This is a genomic window from Spirochaetota bacterium, from assembly GCA_030154445.1.
GTDB lineage: Bacteria > Spirochaetota > Brevinematia > Brevinematales > Brevinemataceae > Brevinema_A.
Genome location: JAGUQW010000002.1, coordinates 112,497 through 124,343, shown reverse-complemented (window position 1 = coordinate 124,343; position 11,847 = coordinate 112,497). Strand labels below are relative to the sequence as shown.

The 11,847-nt window shown below is 28.9% G+C and carries 9 protein-coding genes; 2 read left to right on the top strand and 7 right to left on the bottom strand.

The window, feature by feature from the left end; translation table 11 throughout:
* Positions 1 to 15: 15 nt before the first annotated feature.
* Entirely contained in the window at positions 16 to 1,854 is a 1,839-nt protein-coding gene (locus tag KFW21_00720; GenBank protein MDK2817954.1) for a hypothetical protein, read from the bottom strand.
* A 109-nt stretch (positions 1,855 to 1,963) separates the two neighbouring features.
* Here KFW21_00720 and uvrB point away from each other — a divergent pair, with 109 nt between their 5' ends.
* Positions 1,964 to 3,967 (top strand): excinuclease ABC subunit UvrB, encoded by a 2,004-nt coding sequence (gene uvrB / locus KFW21_00715; GenBank protein ID MDK2817953.1) that lies wholly within the window; start codon positions 1,964 to 1,966, stop codon positions 3,965 to 3,967.
* Positions 3,968 to 3,975: 8 nt separating this feature from the next.
* Positions 3,976 to 4,437 (top strand): YhcH/YjgK/YiaL family protein, encoded by a 462-nt coding sequence (locus KFW21_00710; GenBank protein MDK2817952.1) that lies wholly within the window; start codon positions 3,976 to 3,978, stop codon positions 4,435 to 4,437.
* Here the strand turns inward: KFW21_00710 and KFW21_00705 are convergent.
* From KFW21_00705 to KFW21_00680, 6 genes are all read right to left on the bottom strand, one after another.
* A complete protein-coding gene (locus KFW21_00705; GenBank protein MDK2817951.1) occupies positions 4,420 to 6,129 on the bottom strand; it encodes a hypothetical protein in 1,710 nt (569 codons plus the stop codon). The two genes, KFW21_00710 and KFW21_00705, sit on opposite strands and share 18 nt — an antisense overlap.
* Before the next feature lie 14 nt (positions 6,130 to 6,143).
* Positions 6,144 to 7,691 carry a hypothetical protein gene (locus KFW21_00700; protein MDK2817950.1) on the bottom strand — a complete coding sequence of 516 codons (1,548 nt, stop codon included), beginning with the start codon at positions 7,689 to 7,691 and terminating at the stop codon, positions 6,144 to 6,146.
* A gap of 61 nt (positions 7,692 to 7,752) precedes the next feature.
* A complete protein-coding gene (locus tag KFW21_00695; protein ID MDK2817949.1) occupies positions 7,753 to 8,175 on the bottom strand; it encodes a hypothetical protein in 423 nt (140 codons plus the stop codon).
* 87 nt (positions 8,176 to 8,262) lie between these two features.
* Positions 8,263 to 9,990 carry a diphosphate--fructose-6-phosphate 1-phosphotransferase gene (locus KFW21_00690; GenBank protein MDK2817948.1) on the bottom strand — a complete coding sequence of 576 codons (1,728 nt, stop codon included), beginning with the start codon at positions 9,988 to 9,990 and terminating at the stop codon, positions 8,263 to 8,265.
* 18 nt (positions 9,991 to 10,008) lie between these two features.
* The gene (locus KFW21_00685; GenBank protein MDK2817947.1) at positions 10,009 to 10,953 is read right to left on the bottom strand and encodes an acetyl-CoA carboxylase carboxyltransferase subunit alpha; all 945 of its coding nucleotides are present in this window, start codon (positions 10,951 to 10,953) and stop codon (positions 10,009 to 10,011) included.
* A 216-nt stretch (positions 10,954 to 11,169) separates the two neighbouring features.
* The gene (locus tag KFW21_00680; GenBank protein MDK2817946.1) at positions 11,170 to 11,727 is read right to left on the bottom strand and encodes a peptidylprolyl isomerase; all 558 of its coding nucleotides are present in this window, start codon (positions 11,725 to 11,727) and stop codon (positions 11,170 to 11,172) included.
* Positions 11,728 to 11,847: the final 120 nt, after the last annotated feature.

The following is an 11,847-nucleotide window of genomic DNA, read 5'->3' as shown; positions in this document are numbered from 1 at the left end:
TTTATTTTTTATTTGTTATTTGTTATTTTCATCCATCATTTTTTGTTGTGTATTTTTTTTGTATTCTAAAAACATAGCATCTTGAGTATTTTTGATATAAGATTCTGATACTTGTAAATCAGGATTCACTTTATAAATATTTAGAAATTTTTGAACATTATCCATAATAGTTTTTTGAATAGAAATTCTTATTCCCATATCAGTGAGAATAACTAATAAATTATTCACACTGGACATATGTCCATTTAGTGTTGATTTTACTTCACCAAAATTATCTTGTAAAGTATCAATAGTTTTACTATATTCATGTAATCCAAATTGTTGTTCTTCCATAGATATCTTAATTTCTTGAGCTAAAGTAACCAAGCCTTCTATTGTCGTTATCATTTCATGTGTCGCAGTATTTTGTTGTTGCATCATATTATTTAGTTGGTCAATTCGTTCAGATACATTTTCAGCATAAGTATTAATTTGAATTAAATCCTCACCTGCAATTCTGGCTTGTTCTACAGAATTATCTATTTTATCAACCATAGTATCAACTACTGTTTTTATTTCTTTCGCATTTTTATTTGTAGTTTCAGAAAGACGTCTTATTTCTTCTGCTACAATAGCGAATCCACGTCCAGCTTCACCTGCATGCGCAGCTTCAATAGAAGCATTCATCGCTAAAAGATTTGTTTGTTTAGCAATACCCGAAATTAATTGTAATAATTTTAATATTTGAGAAGAATATTCAGCAACATCCTTGATAGATACAATAGAAGCTTCTACAGCTTCATTTCCTTTATTAGCTATCTCTGTAAGTCTCGTTGCTAAACCAGCAGTATCAGCTGATATTTTAGCAACACCTTCTACCTGTCTTCCCATCTCTTCTAAAGTAGCAGCAGATTGAGTCATAGCCGTTGATTGTCGTAAAATAGTATTGAAAATAGCATCTAATGTTCTTTCCATTTCTTCCAAAGCTGCAGCAGCTTGATTTAAGCTGTAAATTTGTTCTGACATCTGACGAGAAATTCTTTCTGTAGAATGTCTCATTACTTGAGTTTCCAAAGTCCAACTTTTTGATACTTCAAACATTTGAGTAATTTGATATATTAAACCTTTTGCATTATTAATTAATTGTACTGTATAGTTTTCTAATTTATCCATAAAAACATTTATATTAGTAACAATATATTGAGTTTCATCTTGTGCTGTAAAATTCAATCTTTCATTTAACTGTAAACTTTCATCATCATTAATAAGTTTTTTTGCCATATATGTAATCAGCCCTATTCTTCCAGCAATTACCTGTAGAAATAAAAAACTTATGATAAATGTAATAAGTAAAGTAAAAAATACTATTTGTTTATCAAATTTTACTTGTAATATATTATTAGAAATTGACAATACTGTTCTATAATATAATTCATATGAAGGATATGCTGCAGCTTCTTCGTTTAATCTTTTCAACTCTTCTAAATTACCTTTATTTTTTGTTACTAATACTGCCAAGTCAAATACTTTGTTAAATTCTTCAACTGATTTTTTGCCATCTTCAGAACGAGATGTAATAATATAATTATATAAAGGTCCTTTATCTAATAATATATTTGATTTTTCAGCTAACTCTTCTAGTCCTTTCTCAGATATTTCTTGCCCTAATGCTATATTATATTCAGTCTGAATTAATAATTTTAATTCATTAAGATAAAATTGTCTAGAAACAGTAAGAGAACGAGTATCAGAACGATAAGATAGAACACTAACAACACAATATATTGAAAAAGCCATCATCCCTATAATTAGAAAAATTCTAACACGGATACTATAAAAAAAATTTTGCAATAAATTTTTATTATTATTTAACATTATGATTTTCCTTTATTTAATAGTATAATTAATAGTATAATTTTGAATTATACTATATATATAGTATACTATACAATATATCGACGAAAATGTTAAGGATTTTAATAATATGAATAAATTTTTTCTTCATTCAAAATTTGATCCTGCAGGGGATCAACCTGCAGCTATTAAACAATTAACTGAAAATTATCATCTCGGAATGAAAAATCAAACTTTACTCGGTGTTACAGGGAGTGGTAAAACCTTTACTATGGCTGGTATTATCCAATATTTACAAGTTCCTACACTTATCTTATCTCCTAATAAAACCCTCGCTGCACAATTATTTAGAGAGTTCAAAGATTTTTTTCCAGAAAATGCTGTTGAATATTTCGTTTCAAATTTTACTTATTACCAACCCGAAGCGTATATTCCTCAAAAAAATATTTATATAGAAAAAGAATCTCGCATTAATGATGAGTTAGATCGTATGAGAATTTCTGCTGTTGCTTCTTTATTAGAAAGAAAGGATACTATTATTATAGCATCTGTTTCTTGTATTTATGGTATGGGAGCACCAACAGACTATAAAGAATTAATTTTATTACTAACTGTTGGTATGACTATTGATCTCAAAACAATCACCCAACATCTTACTCGTATTCTCTATGAAGAAAGAGAGTTTACTTTAGATAGAGCTTGTTTTCGTTATTATAATGATTGCTTAGATATTCATGCTTCTTATTCCAAAGATCTCTTGAGAATAGCATTAGATCAAAATTTTTGTATTACTTCTATTACAAAAATTCAATATGTTACAGGCACTATTCTTGAAAATATTGATAGAACTCTTATTTATCCAGCAAGATTGTTTCTTACTACAGATAATAAAATAGAAACAGCTATTGAAAATATAGAAGTAGAGTTGATTGAGAGAGTGCAAGAACTACAGGCTGAAGGTAGGGGTGATGAGGCAAGTCGTTTGGAAGCTCGTGTAAAGTATGATATCGATATGATGCTAAGTGTTGGTTATTGTAATGGTATAGAGAATTATTCTCGACATCTCACTTTCAGAAAACAAGGAGAGCGTCCTTTTACTTTATTAGATTACTTTCCCAAAGGTGATTATTTAACTATTATAGATGAATCTCATATTGCTATTCCTCAAGTTAGTGGTATGTTTAATGGTAATCTAAGTAGAAGGACAACTCTTGTAAATCATGGATTTAGATTGCCCTCAGCGATTGATCATAGACCCCTTAAAGTAGAAGAATTTTTCGATATATCAGACAAAGTTCTTTTTGTTTCTGCTACCCCCGCAGATTTTGAAATTCAACACTCGGAAGCTGTTGTTGAACAAATTATCAGACCTACAGGTTTATTAGACCCTATTGTAGAAATACGACCTTCAGAAGGGCAAATTTTAGATATTATTACAGAAGCTAAAATACGAAAAGAAAAAAATCAACGAGTGATTGTTACAACTCTCACCAAAAGAATGGCTGAAAATTTGACAGAACATCTTATTGAGTCTGGACTTTTGGTATCTTATATCCATAGTGATGTAGATACGATTAAAAGAACAGAAATTTTGAGAGATTTAAGAGCTGGTACATATGATGTGATCATTGGTATTAATTTATTAAGAGAGGGTATTGATTTACCTGAAGTGTCTCTTGTTTGTATTTTAGATGCAGATAAAGTAGGATTTTTACGATCTACTCGTTCCTTGATTCAAATTATAGGCCGCAGTGCTCGCAATAGTGAAGGAATGGTCTTGATGTATGCTGATAAGATAAGCTCTGCAATGAAAGAAGCTATACGAGAAACATCTCGTCGTCGTAAGCTTCAAGATTCTTATAATAAAGAGCATAATATTACTCCGCAAACTATAAAAAAAGATATCACAGAAATTTTAGAAAGAAAATATATGGCTGATGATGCAAAAAAAACAACCAAACATGAAATTAAAGAAATTTTAAATACTAAAAAAACCAGCAGTAAAAAAATTAAAGAAATTTCTAAATTAATGGATGATTATTCTGAAAAACTATTATTTGTAGAAGCTGCTATTTGTAGAGATGCTATTGTAAAATTAAAAAAAGAAATAGATAAAATTAAAAAAATATTATAGAGATTATTATGATTTTAACACGAACTGATCGTATTATTGTTGATAACTTATCCAAAGAATTGGTTCAAGCTTTGAATTTTTTCACTTGGAATAGTCATATTTTAACCGAATCAATACCAAATACACATACCGTAGAACAAGAAAGTTTTTCTTATTTTATTGAAGAATATACTCATAAAGACAATATCTCATCGCATTGGAGATCACATCGTCAATATATTTATGTTTATATAATCATATCTGGTGAAGAAATTATGGATATTAATGATATTTCTGAGTTACAAGTATTACAACACTATAATTCCAAAAGTGATCAAATTTTGTATTCAGGTTATTCACAAACAAGAATACGACTCATAGAAAAAAATATAGTTGTTTTATATCCCGAAGATGCTTACAGAATACATTATCACCCAAATTCTTTGATAAAAAAATGTGTTATTAAAATTCCATTAACTAATAGTCTTTAATGGCATTGGGACAATGATTTTTATAGTCACAAATTTACCACCAATTACAGGTGCATCCATATTTAATGTGTTTTGAAATAATTTTGGAGTTAGAATATTTCTTCCAGAACTTGTTTTACTTTCAAACAAAGATTGTCTTGCTTGAGGAATATTGTCAAAAAATTTATTACCTATCAAACTTCCTGATCGTACATCTATTAATACAGCTTCTATCATATTATTATTAATAGGTTTTTTTAATTCAGTTAACAACTGTTTTTCCGTTCTTATAGTAAATTTTTCAGGAAATAATTCAGTTAATTCTGATTTTATAGCAACTGCACTACCAACAATAAGAGTATATACACCTTCTGCAATATTTTCAGGTAATGACAATACCATATTAGTATAAATATCATTAGATACATATTGTTGCAAAATAAGATTAATATTTATATCTTCTCCAGGTAAATAAGCAGTTTTGGACAACTTTACCCCTTCAACACCATAATACTCATAAAATTCATCCTTTACATCTATATTAAATACTATTTTTGAAGGAACTAAGTGAACTAAACTATTAGACCACAAAATAGAAATATAATTTTTCCAGTAGTTTTTAATAGATTTTGGTTCATAAGCCGTGTTTCTAACCCATGTTGTATCATTAGAAACAACTTGATTATTGGTGAAATTTAATACCCACGATAATTTTACTTGTTTTTCTATATTTTTCCCTAATTCTCTTTCAAGAATAGCCCCCATTCCTTCACTAAGTAATGTTGGCAAATATTTAGGAGAACGAGCCATATTCATATTATAAGAATTAGAATATTTTTTTCCTGTAACATTAATAGTAACAGGAATCATTACAGCTTTTTTATCAAAGCGTCCATAAACAGAAGATAATCCATCAAAAATTGTTGATCCTATAGTCTCAGGAAGAGCTCTACCTAATTTGAACGATAATTTTGTACTTGACATAATATCATAAATTTCAGCTTTTGCTAATGGTAAGCTAACCGGCCCTTCACTATCCATAGGATGTCCATAGATATAAACATCCTCTCCATCTACATAGGTAACAGTACCTATAGATGCAAGATTGATGTCTCCTTCGATTAATTTTATTGCTACAGCGTCTCCTGCTTTTAATGGAATAATACCATTACTTCTAGAAGATGGAACAGTAATAAATTCTTCTATACCTTGTCTATAAGTATTAATAGTTGATACATTTTGTATTTTTTGAAGCATATCTGACTCTTCTATACCATTCATAAACCATGCTGTTTGGATAGAAGTTGCATGTTGAGGAACAAAAACAGTATTACCACTTCTTGTTTTATCAGATATCATATCTTGAATTGGTACTACCCCAGCTAGCAATTCTATAGCATTTGCCCATGTATATGCTAATGCACCTACTAGTTTTCCATCTATATATACAGGACTACCGCTCATTCCAGCAGCTACACGCGTACGCTCAACATTATCACCAAATAATTTTACTAATATCATACCACTTTTAGTAAGTTTATTTGGCATAAAAGAAATTACTTCAATACCCATTTTTTCTGGTTCTAATCCTTGCATTACAGTGAGAGCGTACCCTTTCATTCCTTTTTTTAATTCATAAGGATCAAAAAATTCTATTTTTTCTTGTGCATATGTGGTATTAACAAATAATAATAATATTAATATTTTTTTCATCATGGTTCCCTTATCTAAAAATTTAATTTCACACCACCATTAGCTTGAATACCACCGTAGTATGTGCCTGAGATAAATTGAATATTTTGATTTAAAACATTGTTTACTTCTATAAATACTTCTGTCATTTGATATATTTTTTGTGAAATTCGGAAATTTAAAAGATGAATCATAGCTGATTTATTGAATGCAGTTAAATTACGCGGAGCATACATTGTATATCTAGTTTCCAGATTGAAACCAGCAGGACGATATCCTAAATTCATTAAAACATCAAATTTATGTGGAGTATATAAAAGCCAATCTTTTTGAATTCCTTCATAACGATAAAAAAGGGCTATATTAAAAATATTAATAAGTTCTGTACCTATAGTAAGCCCAGAACTTAAGATCGTTACTTTATCTGTAGTCATAAAAGAATATAATTGGTCACTTGTATTGTACATATATATTCTTTTATTTTTATAATCACTATACTGTATATCTCCACCTATCCAAAAATAAGGACTTGGGGTTATTCTAAAAGATAATTCGTAAATCCAACGAGATTCTGGCGCTGGAATAAAAGAATATAATTGTAATTCTTTCGATGATTTTTCAGCATTATACAAATTAAAATCACCAGAAACACTAAGATCAATAGCTACAATATCTAAGTAATTATAAATCATAGCAATTTCAGGCCATCCAAAAAAATTATCTACTGAAGAAGCAACCAGAACCATTCCTATATTGATCCCAAAACCTTTACCTAATAAAAAATCACTTTTAATTTTTAACAAACCTGTATGTTCTTGATACTGAGAATAGTCATTCAAATAATATACAAATTGCATCTCAAAATAATTCCAATCAGTAAAATTTGCCTTATAAGACAAATCAATATCACTATCAATTAGTGTTTTATTTTTGGTTTTAAGTCCTTGAGTATTTTGAAATTCTATAAGTGAAATACCTACATGAGTTCTAATATCTAAATAAGAACTATCATTTAACCATTTTTTGACCTGTATTGTCGTAGGAATGTATTGCGAAAATTGAACATTTTCTATATTATCAACAAAATGTGTTTTGTTTTGATTATAAGAAAAATCAATATTCACACTAGTATTAGTTAAATCTATAATAAAAGAAGTATTTACAGCATTATTATAAAGAGCAGTATTAGCATATTCATAATTATTAAACACTATATTTTGACGGAATTGTCCTAGATATGAAACACGATAAAATAAATTTTTAACAAGATTTTGAGATAAGGTATTAATTTGTGTATTACAAAAAGATCCATAAGAAAATTGAATATAAGATACTTTATTTTGATTTTTTTGAGATAAAGCCAAACCCAAAGATGCATCTGTAATCCCTGTTTTCAATTCATCCAAATAGACTTCTTGAAATTGAGGTGTTCTTTCTTTTAAAATAGCAACTTCAGAACTTGCTGTATTTAGAGAACTTTGATCATCAATAGCAAAATCTAACTCGGGTAATATAATTTCATCAACTTGTGTAAAAATAATTTGAGGCGAAAATATTAGCAAAAGCATTAAGAATCTAAACATATTTATATTTCCTTAACATCAATTGCTTATATTATAATATATTCTCCACAAAATAACAATATTACTCAGCGATATCTTCTTCATCAAAATCATCAGCCAATTTTATACGATAAGCTTTCAAAATTGCCATACCTTCTACAGATACAGGAATATATCCTTTATTTATTAATGCTTGTGTATATATTTTATTATAAAAAACAGCACCAAAAATATTAATAATCCAATAGAATACCGTTGAAAATAAACTATAAATTCCCAGATCATCTGACATCTGAAAAGAAACCATTCCATTTATATTAGAATAAGTATAAGGCATAAAATAAATAGCCGCTATATACAATAAGAAAAAAGGAAGAAATACTTTGAAATCTTTACGAAATAAAGGAACAAACAATCCAAAAAAGAAAGTAGTCCAAGAAAATCCAAGAATACCTATTTTGATGTTATTATGATTTTTCTTTTTTAAAAATAGTGTTAATGCCATGATTTGATCCTTACATAAAACCATCAATAAATTATTGATGGTTTTTATTTTTTATAACAAAATAATACAAATATTTTTTACGAATAATTATTTAATCTCTGTGTCTGCACCCAAATTAAATGTTAAATTCTCATATTTTCTATTTAAGGCAACTGTAATAGGTAGTGTTTTTGCTACAGATCCCATTAATTGACGCGGTCCTGGCGAAGTAAAGCATTCATTTTCTGCCCATTGTTTTCTACGAGATACAAAGAATTCAAAAGCTGGAGAATCTAATTTTACAAGAGCTTTTTCAATTACAAACTCATCCTGACCGTGTCTACGCTCTATATTTAGAAGTCCTGTTAGTGGAATAGCTTGAGCCACTCCTCCATTTTGAAGATCCGTAATAGCAGCGATATAACCTGTATGCCCACCCAATACTAAAGATCCAGCTATTAATCCCAAGTTAAGACAATACGCAGCATCAAATAGTGTTGGTGCTCCACATCGACCTTCATAACCAAAAAAATGATTTAAAGCGTTAAATTTGTATGTTGTAAACAATGAATCTTTACTTGAAGATAATTGTAATTTTGTAATACAAGTAGCAACCATTTCTATTACTAAAATTTCTGTAGGTATTTGAGATAAAGGAAGATTTCCATGAGAATCTCTCTCTAACAATAACATATCTTGAATACTACTTGGTAAATCTTGATATAACACTCGTGTTCCAGCACTTAGTTTAGAAACAATAAATTCTTTTTTAGCGTTAATATCCATAGTACTAATTATATCTAAATTATGCCCCATGATCTCGTCCATTTCATTAAGTAGTATACGCATCTCTGGAATAAATTCAATAAATCCTTCAGGAATCAACACAAGTCCATGATTTATTCCTTGATTAACACGAATTTTGATTGTATTTGTAATATCTTCAATTACTTGAGCAAGAGACATTTTTTTTTCAAGAATTTCTTCTGAGATAATTGTATAAGCAGGTCTTGTTTGTAATGCAGTTTCTAAAGCTACATGACTAGCAGCTCTTCCCATAATTTTTACAAAATGCCAATATTTTAGAGAAGATGCTGTATCTTGTAAAATATTACCAACCATTTCAGCGTAAATTTTTGTGGCTGTATCAAATCCAAAAGAAATAGGCAACAAATCTCCTAATTGTAGATCTCCGTCTATTGTTTTTGGGACCCCAATAACAGCAACACCTAAAGGTATTAGTAATTCAGCTAAAATAGCTGCATTAGTATTAGAATCATCTCCACCAACAATAATAATAGCATCTATTTTATATTCAGCTACTATTTTTTTAACTTGAGCAAATTGTTCATCAGATTTGATTTTTGTTCTATCTGAACCCATAAAATCAAAACCACCAGTATTACAAATAGAAGCAACCATAGCTTCTGTAATTTCAAAAAATTCTCCAGCTAATAATCCTTTAGGGCCAGCTTTTGTAGCTAGTAATGTATTATGTTCACCCAAGGCTTTTTTAATACCTACAATAACATTATGTCCACCAGATGCAGGACCTCCGGAAAATAAAACAGCAACACGCTTGTTTTTAATATTTAATACACCATTTGTAACAAGAATCTTATTTTCACTTTTTTCTATAGACAAAGGAAACGCTGTTTCAATAGCATTTAAATCATTTGTTGTTAATACTTGATTAGATTTTTTAAATTCAACAGCTTGTAAGGACGAACCTTTTACAAATTCTTTAAGAATAGGAACAGGTAATGTTCTAATAAAATTCTCAAACAGAGAATGCCCCTTTTCCATATTAACTAAATTATTATTTAACTGACTCATTCAAATCTCCTTATTTCATTAATTTGTATAATAACCAATATTTCTAAATCTATCATATCTTTCATTGAGAAGTTTAGTCATATTTTTTTTCTTTAATAACACTATATTACTCAATATGTTTTCAGCGAGAGTATCCATCATTAATTGCTGATCTCTATGTGCTCCACCTATAGGTTCTGGAATTATTTGATCTACCACTTTAAATTCTTTTAGATAATGTGGTGTATATTTTAGTGCTTCCGAAGCTTGTTGTGCTTTTTTAGAATCATGCCATAAAATAGAAGCACAAGATTCTGGAGAAATTACAGAGTAAATAGAATGTTCTAGAATAAAAACTTTGTCAGCTACAGCTATCCCTAAAGCTCCACCACTACCACCTTCTCCTATAATAGTAGATATAATAGGAATTTTAATCCCAAAAAACTCCATAATATTTTTAGCAATTGCTTCACCTTGTCCTCGTTCTTCTGCACCAATACCAGGATAAGCCCCAGGGGTATCTACAAAAGTAAGAATAGGCTTTTTAAATTTTTCAGCTATTTTTGCAACTCTAAGAACTTTTCGATAACCTTCAGGATTAGACATTCCAAAATTACATTTTACACGAGACAGTGTGTCTTTACCTTTTTCTTGGCCTATCACCATAAATTTCTCACCACCTAATGTTGCCCAACCCGTAATGATAGATTTATCATCGCCATACAAACGATCTCCATGTATTTCTATAAACTCAGAAAACATACTTTGTGTATATTCCACAAAACTTGGTCTATTTGGATGACGAGCAACTTGGGTTGTTTGCCATGGTGTTAAATTTTTATACACATGTTGTAAAATATCTTTTTTTTTATCTTCTAATGTATGGATTTGTACCGAGTCTGTCTCTAAATCGGATTTAAGAATTTCTATTGCAAGATCTATCTCTTTTAATTCGTATTCAAAATCAAAATATTTCACACTCATCTTCAAACAGCCTCTCTCATATTTGTAATAAAAATAGTTCAATTTTTTAGTAATTTTATAATATCATAATTATACTGTATTATAAATATATCGTCAAGACAATTTGAAAAAAAACAAAAATTCTTAATATTAGTATTATAAAAAATTATAACATTACATAAAAAAAAAGCAAAAGTCTAAGACTTTTGCTTTTTTTATAATAATATTATTATAAATTTAATTAACAGTTACTTTTTTCATAGAAATTTGTTTGACAGGTTTGTCATTTGCCCCTGTCTGTGCTTCACCTATTTTTTTAACAATATCAAGTCCTTGAATTACTTGACCAAAAATAGCATGCTTACCATCTAACCAAGAGGTTGGTGCTAAAGTAATAAAAAACTGAGAACCACCAGTATTTGGCCCAGCATTAGCCATGGATAAAACTCCCATAGTTGTGTGCTTGAGACGAGGATGATATTCATCTTTGATAGTATATCCTGGACCACCCATTCCTGTTCCTTGAGGATCTCCAGTTTGTATCATAAAATCTTTTATAATACGGTGGAAAATAATTCCATTATAAAATCCTTCTTTTACTAATTTAAGAAAATTAGCTGATGTAATAGGTGCTTTATCTTCAAAAATTTCAGCTTTAATAAGCCCTAATTCTGTTTCTATAGTTACTACTGGGTTTTTTGGATTTACAGGTTGAATAATCCCTGTTTGTGCTTCTGTATTACTTTCAGACATAATTACCACTCCTAACGCGATTAATAAACTAATTTTGTTCATTTTCATAAATCCTCCATGAATTTATAATATATATTTTATATAATAATTTGATTTATTAATTATATCAAAAAACATAAATTAAATCAATTTTTATAATAAAGATTAAATCTTTGTATTAAT

Bases quoted from the DNA above. Each gene is read 5' to 3' on its own strand.
- KFW21_00695 (MDK2817949.1), bottom strand. From the start codon at position 8,175: ATGGCATTAACACTATTTTTAAAAAAGAAAAATCATAATAACATCAAA.
- KFW21_00710 (MDK2817952.1), top strand. From the start codon at position 3,976: ATGATTTTAACACGAACTGATCGTATTATTGTTGATAACTTATCCAAA.
- KFW21_00680 (MDK2817946.1), bottom strand. From the start codon at position 11,727: ATGAACAAAATTAGTTTATTAATCGCGTTAGGAGTGGTAATTATGTCT.
- KFW21_00700 (MDK2817950.1), bottom strand. From the start codon at position 7,691: ATGTTTAGATTCTTAATGCTTTTGCTAATATTTTCGCCTCAAATTATT.
- KFW21_00720 (MDK2817954.1), bottom strand. From the start codon at position 1,854: ATGTTAAATAATAATAAAAATTTATTGCAAAATTTTTTTTATAGTATC.
- KFW21_00690 (MDK2817948.1), bottom strand. From the start codon at position 9,990: ATGAGTCAGTTAAATAATAATTTAGTTAATATGGAAAAGGGGCATTCT.
- KFW21_00685 (MDK2817947.1), bottom strand. From the start codon at position 10,953: ATGAGTGTGAAATATTTTGATTTTGAATACGAATTAAAAGAGATAGAT.
- uvrB (MDK2817953.1), top strand. From the start codon at position 1,964: ATGAATAAATTTTTTCTTCATTCAAAATTTGATCCTGCAGGGGATCAA.
- KFW21_00705 (MDK2817951.1), bottom strand. From the start codon at position 6,129: ATGAAAAAAATATTAATATTATTATTATTTGTTAATACCACATATGCA.